This is a genomic window from Paenibacillus sp. IITD108 (assembly GCF_036541265.1).
Lineage (GTDB): Bacteria > Bacillota > Bacilli > Paenibacillales > Paenibacillaceae > Pristimantibacillus.
In genome coordinates this window covers 1-23,256 of sequence record NZ_JAZHCT010000042.1, presented here as the reverse complement: position 1 = coordinate 23,256, position 23,256 = coordinate 1, and the positions used below count along the sequence as shown (strand labels likewise).

At 44.8% G+C, this 23,256-nt stretch carries 19 protein-coding genes; 17 read left to right on the top strand and 2 right to left on the bottom strand.

The window, feature by feature from the left end:
• Positions 1–215: 215 nt before the first annotated feature.
• The 11 genes from metE to V1L65_RS25070 all read left to right on the top strand — a co-directional run bounded on the left by metE (position 216) and on the right by V1L65_RS25070 (position 15,739).
• Complete coding sequence (gene metE / locus V1L65_RS25120) at positions 216–2,504, top strand: 5-methyltetrahydropteroyltriglutamate--homocysteine S-methyltransferase (RefSeq protein ID WP_331702021.1); 2,289 nt, start codon at positions 216–218, stop codon at positions 2,502–2,504.
• Between the two features lie 114 nt (positions 2,505–2,618).
• Complete coding sequence (locus V1L65_RS25115) at positions 2,619–3,554, top strand: methylenetetrahydrofolate reductase (protein WP_331702020.1); 936 nt, start codon at positions 2,619–2,621, stop codon at positions 3,552–3,554.
• A 268-nt stretch (positions 3,555–3,822) separates the two neighbouring features.
• Positions 3,823–4,974: a type III polyketide synthase gene (locus V1L65_RS25110; protein ID WP_331702019.1), complete on the top strand. Its 1,152-nt coding sequence runs from the start codon at positions 3,823–3,825 to the stop codon at positions 4,972–4,974.
• On the top strand, positions 4,967–5,701 hold the full coding sequence (locus tag V1L65_RS25105) for a methyltransferase domain-containing protein (protein ID WP_331702041.1): 735 nt from the start codon (positions 4,967–4,969) through the stop codon (positions 5,699–5,701). The genes V1L65_RS25110 and V1L65_RS25105 overlap by 8 nt, the downstream gene beginning before the upstream one ends.
• Positions 5,629–6,906 carry an NAD(P)/FAD-dependent oxidoreductase gene (locus tag V1L65_RS25100; protein WP_331702018.1) on the top strand — a complete coding sequence of 426 codons (1,278 nt, stop codon included), beginning with the start codon at positions 5,629–5,631 and terminating at the stop codon, positions 6,904–6,906. The genes V1L65_RS25105 and V1L65_RS25100 overlap by 73 nt, the downstream gene beginning before the upstream one ends.
• Before the next feature lie 52 nt (positions 6,907–6,958).
• Positions 6,959–9,028 (top strand): MMPL family transporter, encoded by a 2,070-nt coding sequence (locus V1L65_RS25095; protein WP_331702017.1) that lies wholly within the window; start codon positions 6,959–6,961, stop codon positions 9,026–9,028.
• 118 nt (positions 9,029–9,146) lie between these two features.
• A complete protein-coding gene (locus V1L65_RS25090) occupies positions 9,147–10,133 on the top strand; it encodes an acrylyl-CoA reductase family protein (RefSeq protein ID WP_331702016.1) in 987 nt (328 codons plus the stop codon).
• A 28-nt stretch (positions 10,134–10,161) separates the two neighbouring features.
• A complete protein-coding gene (locus V1L65_RS25085; protein WP_331702015.1) occupies positions 10,162–11,241 on the top strand; it encodes a DNA glycosylase AlkZ-like family protein in 1,080 nt (359 codons plus the stop codon).
• Between the two features lie 27 nt (positions 11,242–11,268).
• Positions 11,269–12,324, top strand: a complete 1,056-nt coding sequence (locus V1L65_RS25080) for a hypothetical protein (RefSeq protein ID WP_331702014.1) — start codon at positions 11,269–11,271, stop codon at positions 12,322–12,324.
• A gap of 212 nt (positions 12,325–12,536) precedes the next feature.
• Positions 12,537–13,742: a M20 metallopeptidase family protein gene (locus V1L65_RS25075; protein WP_331702013.1), complete on the top strand. Its 1,206-nt coding sequence runs from the start codon at positions 12,537–12,539 to the stop codon at positions 13,740–13,742.
• Complete coding sequence (locus tag V1L65_RS25070) at positions 13,739–15,739, top strand: S9 family peptidase (protein ID WP_331702012.1); 2,001 nt, start codon at positions 13,739–13,741, stop codon at positions 15,737–15,739. Before V1L65_RS25075 ends, V1L65_RS25070 begins: the two co-directional genes overlap by 4 nt.
• Positions 15,740–15,792: 53 nt before the next feature.
• On the opposite strand, the gene clpP is transcribed toward V1L65_RS25070, so the two are convergent.
• Positions 15,793–16,377 carry an ATP-dependent Clp endopeptidase proteolytic subunit ClpP gene (clpP, locus tag V1L65_RS25065; RefSeq protein WP_331702011.1) on the bottom strand — a complete coding sequence of 195 codons (585 nt, stop codon included), beginning with the start codon at positions 16,375–16,377 and terminating at the stop codon, positions 15,793–15,795.
• A gap of 176 nt (positions 16,378–16,553) precedes the next feature.
• On the opposite strand from clpP, the gene V1L65_RS25060 reads away from it, so the two are divergent.
• The 5 genes from V1L65_RS25060 to V1L65_RS25040 all read left to right on the top strand — a co-directional run bounded on the left by V1L65_RS25060 (position 16,554) and on the right by V1L65_RS25040 (position 21,462).
• Positions 16,554–17,276, top strand: coding sequence for an RNA polymerase sigma factor (locus tag V1L65_RS25060; protein WP_331702010.1), 723 nt, complete (start codon positions 16,554–16,556; stop codon positions 17,274–17,276).
• Between the two features lie 115 nt (positions 17,277–17,391).
• Positions 17,392–17,982 (top strand): TetR/AcrR family transcriptional regulator, encoded by a 591-nt coding sequence (locus tag V1L65_RS25055; RefSeq protein ID WP_331702009.1) that lies wholly within the window; start codon positions 17,392–17,394, stop codon positions 17,980–17,982.
• Positions 17,983–18,005: 23 nt separating this feature from the next.
• On the top strand, positions 18,006–19,208 hold the full coding sequence (locus V1L65_RS25050) for an MFS transporter (protein WP_331702008.1): 1,203 nt from the start codon (positions 18,006–18,008) through the stop codon (positions 19,206–19,208).
• A 213-nt stretch (positions 19,209–19,421) separates the two neighbouring features.
• Positions 19,422–20,714: an MFS transporter gene (locus V1L65_RS25045; RefSeq protein ID WP_331702007.1), complete on the top strand. Its 1,293-nt coding sequence runs from the start codon at positions 19,422–19,424 to the stop codon at positions 20,712–20,714.
• Positions 20,715–20,826: 112 nt separating this feature from the next.
• A complete protein-coding gene (locus tag V1L65_RS25040; protein ID WP_331702006.1) occupies positions 20,827–21,462 on the top strand; it encodes a spore coat protein in 636 nt (211 codons plus the stop codon).
• A gap of 35 nt (positions 21,463–21,497) precedes the next feature.
• Here V1L65_RS25040 and V1L65_RS25035 read toward each other — a convergent pair whose 3' ends face one another.
• Positions 21,498–22,166: a Crp/Fnr family transcriptional regulator gene (locus V1L65_RS25035; RefSeq protein ID WP_331702005.1), complete on the bottom strand. Its 669-nt coding sequence runs from the start codon at positions 22,164–22,166 to the stop codon at positions 21,498–21,500.
• Between the two features lie 147 nt (positions 22,167–22,313).
• Between V1L65_RS25035 and V1L65_RS25030 the strand changes: the two genes are divergently transcribed.
• Positions 22,314–23,243 (top strand): DMT family transporter, encoded by a 930-nt coding sequence (locus V1L65_RS25030; RefSeq protein ID WP_331702004.1) that lies wholly within the window; start codon positions 22,314–22,316, stop codon positions 23,241–23,243.
• Positions 23,244–23,256: the final 13 nt, after the last annotated feature.

Here is a 23,256-nt window from a genome sequence, read left to right as displayed (position 1 = left end):
GAAAGCAATGATCTTAGAGCATGCAGCTCGCTATAGGATGATTGCTTTTTTCGTGGTCAGCTTTGATTTTTTTTTGGTTACTGCTTATAAAAAAACGAAGCCCTGCCATCTCCGTTATAGCTTTTAGTTATATCTAACCATAGCATAATCCAGTTACACTATAGCATTCTTTTCGTGGTATCTTACATGTAACAAGTAGTGAAGGAGCTCATGATATGGTTAAAAATAGCGTTTTGGGATATCCTCGCATAGGTGCGCATAGGGAATGGAAAAAAGCACTGGAGGCGTTTTGGTCAGGCAAGCTGGAGGAAAAAGATTTCCAGCAGCAATTGCAGGAGCTGCGCTTGGAGCATTTGCGCAAGCTTCAGGAGAAGGGAATCGAGCTTATTCCTGTTAATGATTTCAGCTACTATGATCAAGTTTTAGATACGGCGACCATGTTTGGAATAGTGCCAAAACGATTTGCATATGACGGTGGAAACGTTCCGCTGTCTGTCTATTATGGTATTGCCCGCGGGACTAAGGATGCAGCCGCTAGTGAAATGACCAAATGGTTTAATACGAATTATCATTATATTGTGCCTGAATTGGATGGGGCAGAGCCCTTCCTCACTGAAAATAAACCGCTGCTCGCTTATCGCGAGGCCAAGGAAAAGCTAGGGATTGCGGGCAAGCCGGTTATTATTGGTCCTTTAACATTCCTTAAGCTGTCCAAAGGTTATGCTGCTGCCGAATTTGACGCGTGGCTCGAGCGCTTGCTTCCGCTGTACATTCAAGTATTGCAGGAGCTTGAAAAAGAAGGCGTTCAATGGGTGCAAATCGATGAACCAGTTATTTCTACAAAGCTTAGCGCTGAGGATGTGAAGCGGCTGTCAAACATCTATGGACAGTTAGCAGCTGCGGCGCCGAATCTGAATGTTATATTGCAAACGTATTTCGAAGCGGCGGATCAATATGAAGAGATTGTCAAGCTTCCAGTAAAAGCGATAGGGCTAGATTTTGTTCATGGTTTTGCCGGTAATTTGGCATCCATCAAAAAATTTGGTTTTCCAAAGGATAAAGTACTAGGGGCAGGATTAATCGACGGACGCGGCATTTGGAAAGCTTCCATTAAAGAAAAGTTAGAGCTGCTAAAAGCTATTCAATCGCATGTCACGGAAGATCAGCTCATTGTTCAATCTTCCTGCAGTCTGCTGCATGTTCCGGTTTCCGTACAATTTGAAACGAAGCTCGATAAGGAGCTTAAGGATGCGCTGGCATTCGCTGATGAAAAGCTGGATGAAATTGTATGGCTGACAAAAGCGGCAAATGGCGAGGGGCATGCAATAAGTGCAGAGCTAGGGGAAAATGAACGCGCATGCGAAGCCTTCAAGCATTCCAGCAAACGCAAGCGTCAGGATATTCAAGATGCTGTCGCTTTAATAGCTCAGACGAAGCTGGAGCGCCAGCTGCCTTTCGCCAAGCGTCTCGCAGCTCAACAGGCAAAGTGGCAGCTGCCGATATTCCCGACAACGACAATTGGCAGCTTTCCTCAGACGGCAGAAGTCAGAAAAGCGCGGCAATTGTGGCGCAAGGGGGATTGGACGAAAGAGCAGTACGCAGCCTTTATTCAAGATGAAATCAATGATTGGATTAAGCTGCAGGAGGAAATCGGCCTTGATGTACTCGTACATGGCGAATTCGAACGTACAGATATGGTTGAGTACTTTGGCGAAAAGCTGGCCGGCTTTGCCTTTACTCAAAACGGCTGGGTGCAATCATACGGCTCCCGTTGCGTAAAGCCGCCTGTTATTTATGGCGATGTAGCTTTTGTAAACGAGATGACTGTAGAAGAAACAAAATATGCGCAATCATTGACAAAACGGCCTGTAAAAGGCATGCTGACGGGACCGATTACGATAATGAACTGGTCATTCGTCCGCGAGGATATTTCTCGCGAGCGGATTGCTTATCAGCTGGCTTATGCACTCAGACAAGAAGTAGAAGCGCTTGAAAAAGCAGGAATCGGCATGATCCAAGTGGATGAGCCTGCCGTCCGCGAAGGCTTGCCGCTGAAGGAAGAAGATCAGGCCAACTATTTGGACTGGGCTGTCAAGGCATTCCGCATGACGACTTGCACTGTACAAAATACGACTCAAATCCATACGCATATGTGCTATTGCGAATTCCATGATATGATTGGCTCCATTGATGCGATGGATGCAGATGTTATTTCCATAGAAACGTCCCGCAGTCACGGAGAGCTTATTCACAGCTTCGAGCTGAACACGTACGGCAAAGGAATCGGACTTGGCGTATATGATATTCATAGTCCTAGAATTCCTGCTGTTGAGGAAATGACAAGCATGATCGATCGCGCGCTCCAGGTGCTTGATGCAAGACTATTCTGGATTAATCCGGATTGCGGCCTTAAGACGCGCGGCAAGGAAGAAACAGTTGAAGCGCTGCGCAATATGGTGGCGGCGACAAGCATAGCACGTTCCAGTCATAGCGCAACTGTGTAAGCCAAAGGCGAGGAGCGACTAAGCAGACAGGCTGCTAAGCAAACATGCGGCCTGTCTTTCCTTAGTTTCCAAATGCGTTTATAATGGAATTATCAAATAGAGGATGTGCAGCAAATGTTAAAAGAAAAAATACTTAGAAGAGAGCCAGGCATACTAACATATGGGATGACTCCGCCTAAGCATACTCATACGCCAGAAAAAATAGCCGAAATATCGCAGAAGCAGTGTGAAAGATTGCACGGGCTTCAAATTGACGGTTTGATTTTATACGATGTGCAGGAGGAAAGCGACCGCATCGATGAGGATCGCCCCTTTCCATACCTGCCGACTATTGAACCTACGAAATACAGCAATGATTATTTAAGCGAGCTGCAAATGCCTAAAATTATTTATCGCTGCGTAGGTAAAAACACAGAAGAGCAATTTACGAATTGGCTGCAGGCTGAGCAAGAGCAGGACCGTTTCTCTGTTTTTGTAGGAGCTTCCTCGAGCAAGGAAATCGTCAATATAAGCTTGGCTGATGCGTATAAACTTAGCAGTCAGATCAGTAATAATTTGACTTTTGGCGGCGTTGTTATTCCAGAGCGCCATATGAAAAAAAATGACGAGCATTTGCGTATTATTAGCAAAATTAATAGCGGCTGCCGCTTTTTTATATCGCAGGCTACTTATAATGTAGAAGCGTCAAAAAACTTCTTGTCCGATTATTATTATTATTGCAAGGATAACAATAAGGAGCTTGTGCCTATTTTATTCAATCTTGCGCCTTGCGGTTCTGCCAAAACATTAGAATTTATGAAATGGCTCGGCATCAGCATTCCTAAATGGCTTGATAATGATCTTAAATACTCTGTTGATGTACTTGAAAAGTCTGTCAAGGAATCTCGCAAAATTTTTGAAGAGCTGTTTGATTTTGGCCTCGAAAAAGGGATTCCGATCGGATGCAGCATAGAGAGCTTGTCGACAAGAAAGGTCGAGATAGAAGCCTCCATTCAATTGGTGCATGATATTCGATCGATAATGGAAAGCAGGCTCGGGGCTGCTGTGTGAGGCAGGGCTTGAACCTCCTATAACTATATAAGGATAAACAGCTTCGCTCCTTTTTGGCAGACGCGTTTACCGAAGAAAAATAAGAACAAGTGTAAGGGCAGCCTTACACTTGTTCTTATATTTGTACAAAAGCCGACCTCTCTTTTATCGTGCGCGAAAGGTGTAATATGATTTCCAGCATATAGCAATAATCCCGCGAATAAGATGGTACAAACAGGGTTGTCTGCTTTGTTATGTATGGTGTGCAGGCTAGGGAGGTTATTTTAATATGAATCATGAAATTTCTGCAATTATCGGGATAGGCACAGCTGTGCCTGATTATCGTCTCGAACAAGATGAAACTGCTCATCGGCTGTCACAAGCGCTGCATGCATATCCGGATTCAGCAAGATGGGCGAAGCGATTGTTTAAGCAGTGCGGCGTAAAAACACGGTATACCTGCGAGCCTAATTTACTAGAGCCTTCAGACAGCTGCCGTTATTTCTCGCTGGCCGCAAACCATCTGGTGCCGACAACGAAAGAGCGAATGGCGATGTACAAGCAGCAATCCGTACCTATCGCTTTTCGCGCTGCACAAAAAGCCTTAAAAGACAGTCAAATTCAATCCTCTGAAATTACTCACCTTATTACCGTCAGCTGTACAGGCCAATTTCTTCCCGGCTTGGACACCTTGCTTGTGAAGGAGCTTGGACTTAGAGAGACGGTAAACCGCATTCCCCTTAATTTTCTTGGATGTGCTGCAGGCCTCAAAGCAATCTGCTTATCCAAGGAGCTCATTCAACATGACCGCCATGCCAAAGTGCTGATCGTAACAGTAGAGCTGTGCACGCTGCATATTCAGCCGTCTACGGCACGCGAGGCATTATTTGGCGCTTCGTTTTTTGGAGACGGAGCATCTGCTTGCGTTGTTGCATCAAGTATGGCCGGCAGCCGCCCGGCTTCCTTTGAACTAGGTACAAGCCATTCTGTTCTATTGCCGGGTTGTGCCGAAGAAATGGTCTGGGAAGTTGGCAATTATGGCTTTGATCTGTATCTTTCTACAAAAATCCCTAAGCTTATTCGTGAGTTTATACCGGAACAGATTGAGCGGCTGCAAGGCAGCGACGCTTTGCCATCGCTATGGGCTATTCATCCTGGCGGCAAAGGAATCATCGACGTGCTGGAAGAGGTGTATAGTCTGGACAAGGAGCAAACGGGCCCCAGCCGCACCATCCTAGAACGATACGGAAATATGTCCTCTGCTACGATTCTGTTTGTGCTCGATGAGATGAGAAAGCAGCTGATTAATAACTTAGCAGACAAGACAAGCGGTATTGCCCTAGCATTTGGCCCCGGACTTACTTGTGAAATGATTCAGATAAGCTATATTCCAGCTGCAGCTTCTGCTATGGCAGAGCTGAAAGATGAAACCTATGCTTAGGCCGCTTAAATACAGAGCTATCGAAGACGAATTGATGGACGATAGCTCAATGGGCGGAGGAGAGCTGCGTGAAGCTTTGCGGCAATTGCGATGGCTGAACCGCCTCTTTGGAGCAGCAGCGCCTTGCTTGTACGGCGTGCGCCGCTTATGGAGAGCGGCAGGGAGGCCAAAGCGGTTGGCTGTGCTCGATATCGGATGCGGCTCTGGAGATGTGAACAGGCAGCTCCTGCGCTGGGCTGACAAAAACGGCATCGATATGCGCATTACATTAGCTGATATTACCGAGGAAGCGTGTGCAGAGGCAAGGCAGCTTTTTAACAATGAGCCGCGCGTTCAAGTTATACGCTGTAATTTGTTTGAGCTGCCCGCAGCTGGCGCAGATATTGTAACAGGATCGCAATTTATTCATCATTTTGCAGACGCGGCATTGCCGCGGGTCGCTCAAAGCATGCTGAAGGCTGCCAGGCTCGGTGTTGTAATTAATGATATCCATCGTCATCCGTTGGCGTGGCTTGCAGTCTGGCTGGCTACGCGCGTCATGTCTGGGAACAGGTACATATTGAACGATGGACCTTTGTCTGTCGCCAAAGGCTTTCGCAACTATGATTGGAAGCGGCTTCGAGGCGCGCTGGGCGGACCGGAGCTATATTATTCATGGCGTCCGCTATTTCGTTATGCTGTAATCATTACGGACAGCGGATCAAAAAACAGCAATCGGAGTGGATAGCGATGTCGGGCCAATATTATGATGCTGTCATTATAGGCGCAGGCGTAGCTGGCAGCACGCTTGCAAAAAGCTTGTCGGAGCGTGGCTGGAGCACGGTGCTGCTTGAAGGCAAAACCTTTCCGAGACATAAGGTTTGCGGAGAATTTCTGTCTCCGGAATCAATAGGAATGCTTCACAAGCTTGGTTTGTCAGAGGCAATTATGACACTTGAGCCTAGTCTTATTAAGCATGCCAATCTAATACTTCCTAACGGTGAACAGTTGGCTGTCCCGCTGCCTGGAGCAGCGCTTGGCATTAGCCGCTTCATGCTGGATGCTGCGCTTATTGAAGCTGCACAATGCTCTGGCGTGCATGTGATGACCGGAGCTAAGGTCAGATCAATAAACTGCGCTGCCGATAGCTACCGTATCGAAGCTGTGCAAAATAAGCATACCATCGCTTTCGAAGCCAAAATTGCAATTTCAGCATGGGGAGCGATTGGCGGTGCAGGCGTTGCTTTTACGTCAGCTGAGCCTGAGCGGCATTCCAATTACATAGGGGCAGAAAAGGCAGCTCATTTCAGAAATAGGCTGAAGCGCGAGGCAAAGCATGCTTATGTCGGAATTAAGGCTCATTATGATGGGGCTGCCATACAATCAGCAGTAGAGCTTTATTTTTTTCCTGGAGGCTATCTGGGCATTTCCCCTATTGAAGAGGGCAAGGTTAATGTCGCTGCGCTTATTAGCCAGCGAGCATTTTCCCAAAAACCAAAATCAGTAGCTGAATGGCTCGAAGCTGCTTGCAAAAGCAACAGCGCACTGCAAAAAAGACTCGCAGGCGCCAAATTAATTGAAGGCTCAGAAGCTGCAGTAGCGCCGGTTGATCTGAGGCGCAAGCCGCAGGCCTGGGGCACTCTTCCTGCGGTAGGCGATGCGGCTGTTATGATTCCGCCGTTATGCGGCGATGGCATGTCAATGGCTTTGCGCTCTGCCGAGCTTTGTGCGCCGCTTGCAGACCAGTATTTGAAGGGCGAGCTGACGATGCGGCAGTGGCGATTAAAATACACACAAGCGGTCAAGCGGCAATTTAATGGTCCAAGAAGATGGGGAAAAATGCTGCAATGGCTGCTCGGGGAGCCGAGAATGACAAAGCTGCTTCTTCCGATTGTCCGAGTGATGCCTTTCATCGCATATCGTTTAGTGCGAAAGACAAGATTAAAGCCTTAAACAGAACGAATAGTAAAGCAAGATTGTATTGTTTGCAGGAAGGAGCATCGTCATGGTTGTTCAGTGGCTTCTTTCCAGCCTTATGCAGCATCGCAGATCGATTATGCTCTTCTGGCTGCTTGTTTTGCTGCTGCTCGGCTTTTTTTCTGTCCGTTTGCCGCTTGTACTGCAGGATCATGGGCTCATGCCGAGCGGTGCATACGCAATCGTACAGGATAGGCTCGCAAGTGATTTTCATATGCCTGACGATCCTGTAATGATCGTCTTTGAAAATAAGTCGTCTGTTAAGCAGTTTCGAGCTTATATTGATCAGACACTTCAAAATGTGCAGCAGCTGAAAAGCGTTAAAACGATCCAATCACCGCTGCTGTATGCAGGTATGATGAATAAAAATTATGCATATGCACTGCTGTCCTTTCATGAGAAAGGCTCTCAGATTGCGCCGATTATTGATCAGCTGAACAGTCTGCTGCCGCAAAGCCAGTACGCTTCCGCCAAGCTGACTGGAAAGCCCGTCGTTCAAGCTGATGTTAACAAGGCAAGCTTGCGTGATTTGACCCATGCCGAACGGATTGGCATACCAATAGCTTTTATTATATTATGGATAGCTTTTGGAGGTTTGGTTTCTGCGCTAATCCCTATCGTGATAGGTGTTATTACAGTTGCCAGCACGATGGGGATCATGTATTTCGTAGGACAAAAAATAGAACTGTCGAATTTTGTGCTTAATGTTATCCCTATGGTTGGACTAGCTTTAAGCATTGATTTTGCACTGTTCATTGTAAACAGGTTTCGTGAGGAATTGCAACTAAAGCCAGTGCAGCAAGCGCTGCATGCTACCATTGCCTCTGCAGGCAGAGCGGTTCTTTATTCTGCGCTTTGCTTTTTTCTCGGTCTGGCCGGCATTATGTTTATTCCGCTGCCGTTGTTTCACTCCGTCGCTCTTGGCGCTATAATCGTTTTGACGATAGCGGTCATGCTCGTTTTTACGCTGATTCCAATTATTTTGTTAAGTCTATGGCGGATTATTAAATCAGAAAGAACACCTGTTCAAGCACGCCGCAGCATATGGCTTGCACTTTCCCGCCTTGCGATAAAAAGACCGGTTGTTACTGGCGCTATAGCCATCCTTTTGCTTGTCCTCTGTTTTATTCCTTTGTTTAGTATGAAGCTGTCCATACCGGATGCATCCTCATTACCGCAAAGCTATCCTTCCCGAATCGCCTTTGATAGCTATGAAGCTCACTTCACCTCCGTTAGTACGACCGATGTTGCGATTATTGCGGAAGCATCTGCCAACCCCTTTAATAAAGATGACTTGTATCATGCTTATATGCTAGTGAAAAAATTGCAGGCTGATTCCAATGTACAAGTTGTGAAGTCTATATTTACAAATACAGAGCTATACCGCTATTACCAAAGTGGTAATAGGATGCTTATGCTAGTAACGCTGCAAAGTGAGAAATCGGCTGAAGCAACAAGAGATTGGCTCAGAAAATGGGAGATAGAAGGCAGGGCTTCCGCAGACTTGCCTTTTTTGATAGGCGGAGAAGCAAAATATGAGCAAGAAGTTTTTGACGCTATTTTTACGAATCTGAACAAAGTATTTTTGTTTATTTTGACTACCACCTATGTTCTGCTGCTTGTAGCCTTTCGCTCCTTGCTCATTCCACTTAAAACAATCATGATGAATTTGATGAGCCTGGGTGCAGCGTTTGGCATATTAACTTGGCTGTTTCAAAAAGGCATTATCGGGGCCGAGCCTGAAAATATTGCGATTATGATACCTGTATTTGTTTTTGGACTGGTGTTCGGCATCAGTATGGATTACGGGGTATTTTTGCTATCCCGCATTTTCGAGGAATATAAAATTACATCAGATAATAAGCATGCGGTCATTACTGGTTTAGCCTCAATCAGCAGGCTCATAAGCGCGGCCGCAGGCATTATGATCGCAGTCACTGTACCATTTGCTTTTGGTGAGGTAGTCGGCGTAAAGCAGCTTGGCATCGGCATTGCGGTCGCCATTCTAATCGATGCTACCGTAATCAGAATGGTGCTCGTTCCGGTTCTGATGGTGCTGCTTGGCAAATGGAATTGGTGGTTGCCAGGCGCAAAATAGGAAATCTAAAAGGAATCGCAGCGAGTTCATAAGAAGCAGTGATGAGGACAGGTTTATGGTAAAATGGAAATATTAACGAGGGAATCGAGGCTTGGAAAAAGGAAAGGCGGGTATCGCGATGGAAGCATTTCGAGCGTATGTATTGGAACAGCATGACGACGGCTCCATAACGATGGAGCAAAAGAAGCTGCATGAAAATGAACTGCCTCAAGGAGAGGTCACGATTCAAGTTGCCTATTCAAGCGTGAATTTCAAGGATGGAATGATTGCCATATGGCAACAAATTGCAAAGAGCTATCCGCTTATTCCGGGCATCGATTTGGCTGGCACTGTTATTCAATCTGCAGATCCGAAGTATAAGGCCGGTGACGAGGTTGTTGTGACTGGCTATGGTCTTGGCGTAAGCTGGCATGGCGGGTACAGCGAGCTCGCTTGTGTTCCTGCAAATTGGGTTGTGCCGCTGCCAAGCGGGCTTTCTTTGCGGGAAGCGATGCTGCTTGGCACAGCCGGTTTTACAGCTGGGCTGTCTGTTATTCGACTGGAGGACAACGGGTTAAAACCTGATGCCGGACCTGTTGTCGTGACTGGCGCGACGGGCGGTGTGGGAAGTGTCGCCGTAGATATGTTAGCAGGCAAAGGCTACGAGGTAATTGCCAGCACAGGCAAGCGGGAAGAGCATGCGTATTTGCTGGAGCTTGGCGCAACTTCAGTAATTGATAGGGAGCAGTTGAGCGCACTTGAGCCAAGAGCGCTTCATTCTACACGTTTTGCTGCAGCTGTAGATACGGTAGGCGGAAGCACGCTGCAAAATGTTCTTAGCTCATTGCAATATGGCGGTTCAGCGGCAACTTGCGGTTTAACGGGCGGTTCGGATGTGAGCACGACTGTATACCCATTTATTTTGCGTGGTATCAATTGGCTAGGCATCGATTCTGTCCAATGTCCGATGGAGCTTCGGTTGCGGGTATGGCAGCGGCTTGCTTCTGATTTGAAGCCGAAGCATCTCAATCGTATGGCTCACGAGGTTACGTTTGAGCAGCTGCCAACCGCTCTGCAGCAAATCGTAGAAGGCAAGCTGCGCGGACGTACAATTGTGAGACTGTAAAGTGATGAATGATATTTAGGAGGCTGCTATGATTACACTAGAGAAGAAGCAAGTGCTGGCTGAACGCCTGAGCAGACAACGTTTTATTAATCCTATCGAAAGCTTCCATTATGAGCAGGAGTATATGCAATTGTTCAAGCTGCTGCAGCCTGTTTCTCCAGTGCATAATACTCGGCCGGGCGACCCGCCCAAGCTTGTGCACCGCGCATCCTTCCCAGACGAACAGCTGACAGGCGAGCTGCGGGAAAACAACCGGCTAATTAAAGGCAGGTTTTGCGGCGGAAGAATCGGCTATGTGCTGGAGGAGGATTTGCCTGTCTATGCCGCTGCATTCCGTAAGCCGTTAACTAAATCTGGCGCTGTTCATGAGGATGTATGGCAGGTGATCAAGCATTCCGGAGGAATTTCCAAAGATCAGCTTAAGCAGGAGCTTCAGCAATACAGCGCCTCCGAAATAACGAAAGCGCTTCAAGCTTTGCATGAAGCCTTTCTTATCTATGAGCATCAGCCGGATACCGACTGGGATACTGGCTGGTTTGATTTTGAGACAGAATGGTTCAAGGTCGAGACAGGAGAGGATCAGTTTGCACGCGCGGCGTCCAAAGTAATTGCCACCTTTATACGGTCAATGGCTTTTGCTACGGCTGCCAATATAAAGAGCTGGTCCCAATTGCCGCTGAAAACGATCCAAAAGGCAGTGCAGACTTTGTTGGCGGAGCAGGTTATTGTTGAAGCAGAAGCTGCAGAGCTGGGCAAAGGCTTTATCTGTAGCGATGATATCCATCAATTTGCTGCCGCTGAAGTTCCTTCTGCTGTATTCATGCTGGACAGGTCCGATATAATCGTAAGAGCCCATATGGATGAGCTGTTGAAGCAATACAAGGGGCTTGAAGTGCTGCAGTATTTGCTTATTGACGGGGAATTTAAAGGAGCAGTACTGGGGCATTGGCGCATAGGACCTTATCCGATTGATAATATAGTAGTGGAGCTGCCGCAGGATCAAATAGAAGCAAGAAGAAATGAAATTATTGAAGCAGTCACCAAAATTTATGAGCCTGAGCGTCATCCGATCCATAAATACAGCGGAATAGAGCAGGTATTTCAATAATGCTGTTGAAATGGTATAGTGCAGGCAATGATGAGATTAATGCGAGAAGGGGAGAGGCTATTGGCTATTTCATTTCACGCTCATAAGGAGCTTTCTGCTTTTCACGATCCGATGCAGGAAGGCAAGCTTATTAGCAGGGAAACAGAAATCAGGCTTGATCCATTAACGGGAGAAAGCTCTCGTATTCTATTTGATCCGGGCGCGCCATTTATGCCGTCTGATTATAGTGAAGTCGGCATCAGCACGAGCGGCAGCAAATGTCCATTTTGTTCTGAAAATGTATGGAAGGCAACACCTGCTTATCCAGAACAATTAGTAAATGACGGCAAGCTGACCAATGGAGAGGCAATCCTGTTTCCTAATTTGTTTCCTTATGCCAAACATAATGGTGTCGTAAGGATGACGGAACAGCACTATGTTCCTCTTGAACAGTTTTCAGAGCAAGTTATTTACGATAGTCTGAGAACCGCTCATACATATTTGCAAAAGGTTATTGACGCGGACCACCAAGCCGATCATTTGTCAATTAATTGGAATTACTTGCCTCCATCTGGCGGAAGCATCCTGCATCCGCATTTACACGTTCTAGCATCTGAAAAGCCTACAAATTATGATCAGAAAGCCATTATGCATAGTGAGCGCTATTATAATCAGTTCGGAACATCTTTCTATGCAGATTTGCTAGACACGGAAAAACAGCTGCAGCAAAGATGGATAGGACGCAAAGGATCGATGAACTGGCTCCATGCTTATGCGCCAAAAAGCCATTATGATTTTATAGGCCTGTTTGAACATATGCCTGCTATCGCGCAATTACAGGAGCAGGATTGGCGAGATCTGGCATCCAGCATACTGAGCTTCTTTTCACTTTTCAAAAAGATCGGTGTAGCCAGCTTTAATATGATGATCATTCTTCCAAAGAAAGCCAATGCTGCCTATCCAGCACATATTAGAATTGTACCAAGACTTACATTGGGCGCTTTGGGGACAAGTGATATGAATGTATTTACCTTTCTGCACGGTGAATATTTATCGTTGAAAACACCGGAGCGTACTGCTAAAGAGGCGGCTGCCTTTTTTTAGGATCTGCAGGCGTGAAATATTGAAAACAGCAATTTTGTGGGAAGGCTGCAGCAATCTGGCTGCAGTCTTGCATTAAATCCTAGTATTCTAATGTGAATTGTATTGATGTGTCGAAAGCTGTTCGCTATAATATACTAGAAAAAAGAGTATGTTTATTGGTGCAATCTACATAGATTTGTTAAGCAGAAGCATACAAAAAGGAGGATGCCGCATTGCAATTGGATGGACTTATCGATTTGGCGCAAAAGTTAAAGGAGCAGGCAGTTGCTTGGCGCAGGGACTTTCATCAGCATCCCGAAATTGGATTTGAGGAGCATCGCACGTCGCGAATTGTAGCCGAACACTTGACTAAGCTTGGCTTGGAAGTGAGGACCCAGGTAGGAAAAACAGGCGTTGTAGCTATTTTAAGAGGTGAGAAGCCTGGACCTACAATCGGTTTGAGAGCGGATATGGATGCACTGCCTATCCAAGATCAGAAAACTGTATCATACCGATCTGCCATAGCCGGGAAAGCACATTTATGCGGACATGATGCGCATACAAGCATGCTAATGGGCGCAGCGCAATTATTGTCAAGCTTGGAAAAACCAAAGCAGGGCAATATAAAATTCGTGTTTCAACCGGCAGAGGAAGGGCTGGCAGGCGCAAAAGCTATGATTGAGGACGGCTTGCTGGAAAATCCCAAGGTGGATGCGATGGCAGGCTTGCACGTATTTCCCAGCTTGCCAACGAAGTCGATTTCAGTTGCGAAAGGCGTAGCATTTGCTTCCGTAGACAGCATTCGTATCAAAATTATCGGCAAGGGCGGTCATGCAGCACGTCCGCATGAAGGAATCGATGCTATCGCAGTTGCAGCTCAAGTGATTAATGCTCTTCAGCATATCGCCAGCCGTTTGGTCGATCCTTTGGAGCCGGTTGTCGTGTCGATCGGCAAAATTGAAGGCGGATTTATGGACGCCGCAATCGCACCGGATGTCAATATGGCAGGCACTGTCAGAACGTTAAGTCCGGCTGTGCGTGAAAAAATGCCGCAGCTGATTGAATCTATTATTCGCGGCGTTACACAGTCATACGGAGCTGATTATGAATTCAGCTATTCGATCGGTTATCCTGTCGTCGTAAATGATGAAAGAATGGTCGATTTTGTCACTCAAACAAGCGAGCGCTTATTCGGCGAAAAAAGGTGGGTATATGCTAAACCTTCAACTGGCGGTGAAGACTTTGCCTATTATTCCGAACGCGTTCCCAGTGTTTTCTTTCGTTTGGGGGTTTGCGACAATCAACCGTATTCGAGTTATCCGCTGCATCATCCCATGTTCGATTTGGATGAGCAGGCGCTCCCATATGGCATAGCGATGCTGGCTGCGATCGCAATCGCTTTTTTAGAGGAATCGTCTATCGGGCAGGTGAACAAATGATGATTAGAAAAGGTATTATAACGGCAGAGGATCTATATGCATACGCTTGGATTAGCGATCCGTCTGTAAACTCTCAAAGCGGTACGATAGCTTACATCTTTAAAACTGCGGATAAAGAAAACAATAGTTACAGATCGAATGTCCGTCTTGTTGAACTTGATGGCTGTAATGACCGTTCATTTACTGAAGGAGATAAAGATGAGCTTCCAATATGGTCGCCATGCGGTAAAAAGCTTGCCTTTTTGCGACCTGGTGCAGAAGGAAAGCAGATTTGGATCAAGCCCTGGCAAGGAGGAGATGCGGTTCAGTTAACGAGTGCCAAGTATGGGGTAGAAACATTTGTTTGGTCACCGGATGGATTGCGTATTGCTTACACTGCTCGTACGCAAGCGGAAGCAGAGAAAATTTCCGGAATAGGAAAATCGAACGAACAAACCATTACAGGGCAATCCTTCTCGCGAACAAGCCCGAGAGCAGAGGGTTCCGGGTGGTGGGATGGCCGATACACACATCTTTTTGTAATAGAAGCTGAGGGTACCCATACGCAACAGCTGACTTATGGCGATATAGTTGCTTCTCAGCCTTTCTGGTCACCAGATGGGGAAGAGCTGGCTTATTTGGCCAAAATCGTAGATGATCCTGTTCTTGATCCTGATCTGCTTATCTTCTGCGATATTTATAAAATTAATATATCTGATGGAAAGATTGTTAAATTAACAGATTCCAGCTTGTTTATTAGTCAAGCGAGCTACTCGCCTAAAGGTGATACAATAGATTTCATCGCCAATGACAGGGCTTATGGCAGTGCTACACATAATAACTTGTATACTATCGAAACAAGCGGCGGATTACCGGCTATTATAAATAGCCAACTTGATATGCAAATTGGGAACGTCGTGCTGAGCGATATGAAATCATTTGGAACCTCGCCTGCACCGTTGTATGGCAGCGTAAGCGATGAATCGCCAATGTATGTGATTGGCTCGCTGCACGGCAATGCTCATGTCTACCGTTTTTCAAGAAAAGGCAGCTATGAGGCGGTAACAAGCGGCGATAGGGATGTGTATCAGCTTGCCATATCGGCGGATGGACGTTATATAATTGCCGCCTCATCCGATGCGGCTAGTCCTGGAGAGCTGTATCGAATAGATACTTTTACAAAGAAAGAGTTGCGCTTAACGGCGTGGAATGATCAAATAATGAGAGAGAAGGAAGTTAGCACGCCACAATCTTTTTGGTTTACGACCGCTGACGAATGGGAGCTGCAGGGCTGGCTTATGAAGCCTTCCCTAATGGAAAGCGGTGATAAATACCCTATGCTGCTTCATATTCATGGGGGTCCTCATGCTTTATACGGGAATTCGTACAGCCACGAGTTTCAAGCTTTAGCAGCTAAAGGATATGGCATTCTATTTATTAATCCGCGCGGCAGCTTTGGATATGGCCAGCATTTTGCACAAGCGTGCCGGGGCGACTTTGGCGGTCGGGATTATGAGGATTTATTAGATGCCGTTGATTACGTATTAAGCCATTATAATTTTATTGATGAAAACAGGCTCGGTGTATGCGGAGGAAGCTATGGCGGCTTTTTGACGAGCTGGATCGTCGGGCAAAATGACCGTTTTCGCGCAGCGGTTACTGAGCGTTCCATCTCGAATTGGCTTTCATTTTTCGGTACTAGCGATATAGGGATTTCATATACTGAAGGGGAGATAGAAGGTAATCCCTGGGAGGATGCTGAAAAGCTATGGGCCCGATCGCCGCTTGCATATGTGAAAAATATACAGACACCTTTGCTTATTTTGCATGGGGAGCAGGATCTGCGCTGCCCTATTGGCCAGGCAGAAGAGCTGTATACCGCTCTGAAGCGGCTTGGAAAGGAGACTGAATTTGTACGTTTCCCCAAATCCAATCATGCGCTGCCACGAAACGGAATACCATCATTGCGCTTGGAGCGCCTTAAGAGGACCAGTGATTGGTTTGACCGTTATTTATGATCAAAATACAAAGGCTGCCAGCAATATTGGCAGCCTTTGCGCTCTATGAGCATCTAATTGGTTGTGAGCACTTTGTCTATAATGCCGTATTCCAGCGCTTCCTCAGCGGTCATGAAGAAATCGCGATCCATATCTCTTTCGATTATTTCGACTGGCTGCCCTGTGCGTTCAGACGTAATGCGAACAATTTTCTCCCGTAATTTTAAAATACGCCTTGCACTGATTGCAATATCGCTTGCTTGGCCTTGAACGCCGCCATGCGGCTGATGAATCATAATTTCACTATTGGGCAGAGCGGTGCGATAGCCTTTGGCGCCAGCCAGCAGCAGCATGGAACCGAAAGATGCGGCAAAGCCTGTGCATATGGTATGGATTTTAGGCTTTATAAACTGCATCGTATCATAGATGCCGAAGCCTGCGCTCACAGAACCGCCAGGGCTATTAATGTACATATGAATATCTTTATCCGGATCCTCTGCCGTCAAAAATAGCAATTGTGCGATAATACTATTCGCGAGCGTATCCGTTATTTCCGAACCGACAAACACGATGCGATCCTTCAGCAGTCTCGAATAAATGTCGTAAGAACGCTCACCGCGACTGGACTGTTCAACAACATAAGGTACGTAATTGTTCACTGTTTTTTCCTCCTCAAAAGTATGGAATGACAAGTAAACGAATGAGCTATGTAAAAGGATACGGATTTCACCTAAAAATAGTTTTTTTATTTTTTCAAAGCAGCGTAACGTTTGGCATGTATGAATCGTTTACATATAAGATAGAACTAAAAGTGGTTAAGGAGTGATTTCGGAAAATGAAACAACCCATTCAACTATCGGAGCAGGGAAATATAGATATAGAGAAGTTGAATGCTTCTCTCGGCAGATACTGTCTGTCGCTTACAAATTGCGATTGGGAATCCGACGACCTCAAACAGGCCACATGGATAAAATTTCTCGAGTCGATTAACCTTCAGCAGCATAACAATATTGAAGCGCTTTTGCTGCGCACAGCAAAAAACACCTGGATTGATCATGTCCGCCGAAAGAAGGTTTTTGATCGTATTTTGAATCGCTATCAAGAGCAATGCAGCGAGCAAACAGATTCAAGCTTTAGCCGTTTTAATTTAGAGATCGCCTTTCAGCTTCTTATCAAGCACTTGACCCCATTGCAGCGAGCAGTCACTCTGATGAGGGGCGTGCTTGGCTACTCCTCAGCCGAGACAGCAAAAAAGCTTAACACAACAGAAGGTGCAGTTAAAACTGCTTATCATAGAGCGCGTAAAAATCTTAAAGGGCTGCAGTATGAGAGCAATCTGGAACAGTTCATAATAGAGGATTCGGATGCTGCCGGACTAAAGAAGCTTGCTGAAGCCTATTTGAATGGCGAAGTAGAAGCAGTGCTGAGACTGATTCAAATGGATCACCCGGCTCAGGTTACGGCAATTGGGGAATATGGGAAATCGTTTCAACCGCAAATGGGACATTTACCATCGATGTACTCAAATTATTCTTTCCAGGCGCGTATGTCAGCTTGAATCTATGCTTATATTGTCACGCTAAAGGCGTGGCAATTTTTTTTGCAAAAAATATACTTGCCTGTCCATTTATTTTCTGATAATATTACCTGACGAACGTTCGTTAAAAAGTGGGGTGTTACTGCTGAAAAGTGATGAAATCAAAGAAGCTGCGCTTAAGTATTTTACTATTCATGGATACGAAGGCGCGTCGCTTTCTCAAATAGCAGATGAAGTGGGGATGAAGAAGCAATCTATTTATGCCCATTTTAAAGGAAAGGACGATCTGTTTCTTCAAGTGCTGCGCGATGTGAAGGAGAGTGAATGGTCCGCCATCGTGGCATACTTCAATAAGAAGGATTCACAGCAGCCTGAGAAGGATCTATATGGCTTTTTATTGTTCATAATCGATCTTTTTCAAAAAGATGAACAAATGAAATTTTGGCTAAGAATGACGTTTTTCCCACCGGCTCATCTCGCCGAACAGATCGAATACGACGTTATCGATATTGAAAGTAAGGTGCAGGCTATTCTGAAAAGCAAGTTTCAGGAGTGGATTGATGCCGATACAATTCTGAAAGATGAAGCAATGACGCCAACCTATGCTTTTTTAGGCATAATGGATTCGATAATGATGGAGCTTGTTTATGGCAATGATGAGCAAAGGCTGCGCACCAAATTAGAATCCTCATGGCGCGTATTTTGGAGAGGGATTACACATCGTTGATGCTACAAAAGAGGAGTTTCACTATGCAAAAATCAATAAAAGAGCAAAAGCTCGTATTAGTTATTTTACTTAGCAATATATTTATCGTATTTCTTGGCGTCGGTCTTATTATTCCAGTTATGCCATCGTTTATAAATATCATGCATTTGAATGGTCAAACGATGGGTTATTTAATGGCAGCCTTTGCTATTGCACAGCTTATTATGTCTCCGCTCGCAGGACGCTGGGTGGATCAGTACGGGCGCAAAAAAATGATTATTATCGGCCTTTTTCTTTTCGGTTTGTCAGAGTTAATCTTTGGTATAGGCGAGCATGTGCCTGTTCTATACTTGTCCAGAGTATTGGGCGGCATTAGTGCCGCGTTTGTTATGCCAGGCGTTACTGCCTATATTGCGGATGTCACTTCCATTGAAGAACGGCCAAAAGCGATGGGCTATATGTCAGCTGCGATTAGCACCGGATTTATTATTGGGCCGGGCATTGGCGGTTTTGTAGCTGAATTAGGCGTACGCGCCCCCTTTTATTTTGCTGCTGCTATTGCATTTGTCGCATGTATATCATCCATTTTCTTTTTGAAGGAGCCTTTATCAAAGGAACAGCTTGCAGAAATATCACGACATGCCAAGCAATCGACTTTCTTTAAAGATTTAAAAAAATCAGTCAAGCCGCTATATTTTGTAGCATTTGTAATTGTTTTTATTCTTTCTTTCGGTTTGTCTGCTTACGAGACCGTATTTAGCTTGTTCACCGACCATAAATTTGGTTTTACGCCTAAAGATATCGCCTCGATTATTACGATCAGCTCAATCTTCGGCGCTATCGTTCAAGTATTTTTATTCAGTAAAATGGTTGATGTCATTGGAGAAAAGAAGCTGATTCAGCTTTGTTTGATTGTAGGAGCGGGACTGGCTGTCGTATCCACGATGATTTCAGGCTTCTTGCTCGTCCTAATCGTTACGTCCTTTATTTTTTTGGCTTTCGATTTGCTCCGTCCAGCGTTAACGACGTTTTTATCCAAAGCAGCAGGGAAGGAGCAGGGCTTCGTCGCTGGGATGAACTCTACCTACACAAGCCTGGGTACGGTTGTCGGACCTGCGTTAAGCGGAATATTATTCGATATTAATGTTAATTATCCTTATATATTTTCCGCTGTTGTCATGTTTGTCGGACTTGTCATTACTGTAATGTGGAAAGCGAATAAAATGACTGAATCGTTACGGCAATAAGAATATATAAACGCAATCATTCTTTACAGAATGGCTGCGTTTTTTTATGCTTGGGTTATTTATCCTTATACAATGCAAAGTGTTATTCTTTACCAAAGGGCATATACGTCCATGTTTGCAGCCTTATTACTGTCAGACAATTCACAGGGTGAATAATTACCGGCAAAGAAACCACAATAATCAGCATGTGAATACAAAAAAGGTGGGTCGTCCATGAAGAGTCAAAAAGGGGCTCTTTTTGCTCTAGCTTCTATTCCGCTAATTATGACGCTTGGCAACTCCATGCTCATACCTATTTTGCCCCAAATTTCTAAAGAGCTCCATGTAAGCGCGTTTCAAGTCAGTATGATCATTACGGTATATGGTTTAATTGCGATCGTGATGATCCCAATTGCAGGCTATTTATCAGATCGGTTTGGACGCAAAATAATTATTCTTCCCAGTTTGCTTATAACAGCAGCTGGAGGCGGGATATGCGTAGCGGCTGCATGGTTTATGGAAGGGATCAGCGCTTATTATGTTATATTGGCGGGCAGATTACTGCAGGGAGTAGGGGCAGCGGGAGCTTTTCCTATCGTTATACCATTTATTGGCGACCTGTTTAAAGATGAAAAAGAAGCAAGCAAAGGACTCGGCATCATAGAAACCGCCAATACATTTGGCAAGGTGGTCAGTCCGATACTGGGCGCGTATTTAGGTCTGTTGCTATGGTACGCCCCTTTTATTGCGATTCCAATCTTGTGTGTCATTTCATTTGGGTTAGTCATATTTCTTGTTAAAAAACCGAAGAAGCAGGAACAGAGCTCTAAAAAGGAGTTAAAAGTTTTTTTATCAGAAATCAAGGATATATTAAAGGAAAAAGGGCGCTGGCTTTATGCAATATTTACAATTGGCGGTATCTGTATGTTCGTCATTTTTGGGGTATTGTTTTATTTATCAGAAATTTTAGAGTCGAAATATAATTTGCACGGTGCAGTAAAAGGGTATGTGTTAGCTATTCCGCTAGCTCTTCTTTGTCTAGCCTCTTATGGCAGCGGAAAAATAATTGGGCAAAATAAAACGAGGATGAAATGGCTAGGTTTTAGCGGAATGGTGCTGCTTGGAGCAGCGATGCTTATAACGGGCTTCTCAAGCGAAATTTATTTCATGATTGGTTTTTTAAGTTTAAGCGGGATTGGGGTAGGGATGGTACTGCCTTGTATGGACGCGCTCATTACTAATGGCATTGAAAAGGACAGCCGAGGCACCATTACTTCATTGTACAGCAGCATGCGCTTCATTGGCGTAACGCTTGGCCCATCCGTCGTCTCCTTATTAATGATGGGCGGTCATTGGCTTTTGTTCGGCACGATGGCCAGCCTGGGAGCTATAGGAGGATTGCTTACCTTTTTTGCAGTTACGCCTGAAAAAGAAGAAGAAAAAGGGAATACGAATAAAACGAACAAAACGAACAAGACGAATAAAGCTGATCTGTTCAAACCATTAGTGAGACAAAAGGCAAGATGATGCGGAACAATATTTTTCACAATAATTGTGAATGCAAAAGTTCGCATAAACCAAACCTCATTAAACCATATTAGGAATATCAGTACAATTATAAATAAAAGGAGCTGTCACAATGCAACAGCAACAAGCAACAACAAAAAATGGAAATTCTCAAGTAGCAGCAAATATGAATCATGGGGGGCATGAGCTATTTGATGTGCACGAAGTGCTAAGCTGTGCAATCGGCGCGTTGGATCAATTTATGATGTACAGGCAGTATGCTCAAGATCCGGAATTGATACGAATTTTGGACAAGCAATATCAATTCATGGAGTCACAATATAATATTACTGTAGAATGTTTTAAAACTGGCCAGGCACCAAGTGAAAAAACGTCCACTTATTTAATTGATAATGTTCTAGAGCCTGTATATGGCATGCAGCCAAGCCAGCCATGTAAACCTGTGCAGACACTTTCTGAAATAAAAGACCAAAACATTTGCGACTATATGCAAGGTCATATTAAATCGCATGCTTCGCTTTTGACAAAATCGGCTTTGGAGACGACTAACCCAGTCGTAAGACGTGTATTGGCTTCTCAGGTACAAAACTTTATTGAAATGTCTTACGAATTGTTTATGTATCAAAATCAAAGAGGATACTATCAGGTTCCTCAATTAAACCAAGCGGATATGCAGCAAATATTGCAAGCTTACGCACCTGCAAGCGGTGCACAAATGCCAGCGCCTAATTCAGGCGCCATTCATTAAGGGAAAGTAAAGATAAGCGGCTCTAAACGGGCCGCTTATCTTTTGGTAAGCTTAGTATCCCGTAGTACGTTAGCTAACCCCTCACGGTTGACAATAATTACCTTCTTATACTGCAGCTCAATCAAGCCTTCCTCTTTAAATCGCTTAAGAACTCTCGTAACCGTTACACGATTAAGACCTAAACAAACAGCCAGCTCTTCATGAGAATATGGGATGCAGGCCGATGTAATATTGCGATCAGCATCTGGATTTTCTGTTTCGTCCAGCAGGAAGCTGGCAACTCGCTCAAACCGATTGTATAAGGTTACTCTTTTCAATTGATTAGCCAGTCTGGAGCAAGTAAAAGAAAGCAGTTGAAACATAATCATCGTCAGCTCTTTGGATTGATGGATATAAGGATATAAATGCTCTAGTGTACAACAGCTTAACTCAACATCATTGACTGCGCTGACAGAGGTCGGCATAACGGAATGACCAAGAAAGGAAGATTCACCAACGAAGCGGCCTTTTTCAACTATTTCCAGTGTCAATTCTTCTCCGCTGCTCGATATGTAATACACTCTGACCCTGCCTTTTTTTATCAGGTAAAAGAGATTGGCATGCTCGCCTTGCATATAAATAGGCTCTCCGGCAGAAAATGTGACGGTTTTCCCAGCCTGATCAAAATAGGTAAAAAGATTGTCAGGCACTTTAACGGACAGCAATTGTATGTAATCCTCCTTTGCGCCGATTTATTAATGACATTAACATTAAGATTGTAGCCTAGGCTACTTACATTGTCCAGCTTCCAGCTTACTATTAGAAAAGTAGAAGAGTGTATATTACTTTAAACAGTAGAGGATGCAGTGGCAGTGATAAGTGGAGAACAGTCTGATAAAAAAACAGGTTATCTATTTGCCATGCTTGGGGGGATTTGTTGGGCTTTAGCAGGGGTTTGCGGTCAATATTTATTTCAAAGCAAAGCTGTTACAGCAGAGTGGCTTGTTCCTGTACGTTTAGTAAGTGCTGGGGTAATTATTTTGCTAGTTGCCTGCTTCAGAAAAGGAAAAGCAGCTATCTTTTCAATTTGGCAGGACCGGAACAATATTGTTCCTATTTTTATTTTTGCACTCGTGGGCACTGCTTTATGTCAATATTCTTTTTTTGCGTCTATTTCGGTATCCAATGCAGCAACCGCTACCTTTATTAGCTACATAAGCCCTATTTTTATAATGATTTATGTTGTTTTTCGGACGAAGAGAATACCGGCCTGCCTTGAGCTTTTATCGATTTTACTCGTTATTATCGGGATTTTTATAATCGCAACGCATGGGAACATAGATAATCTTGTCATTTCTGCGCAAGCGTTAATATGGGGAATAATTAGCGCTGCATCCTTTGCTGTTTATAGCATTCAGCCGCAGCGGCTCATGAGGAAGCATGATACGCTGATAGTGACAGGCTGGGGGATGCTGATCGCCGGGGCAGCTTTATTTGTTTTGTTCAAGCCGTGGATCTACGAAGTGAATTATGATTTGTCAGTGTTTCTGTCATTAAGTGTGCTCGTGCTGTTCGGAACGATTTTGTCGTATGTATTTTATTTGGAAGGAATAAAAAGAGTCGGTGCAACTGCAGGAAGTTTACTTTCATCAATTGAGCCTATTGTGGCAACCTTGCTTTCTGCGCTGTGGCTGGGACAACATTTTGCGGCCTTTGATTTTATTGGCTTTGCTTTTATTCTTATTATTCCGATTCTTCTTTCAAGAGAGAGTCTTACAAAAGCTGATCGAGCAAGTCGATGATTAAGGCAGAGGA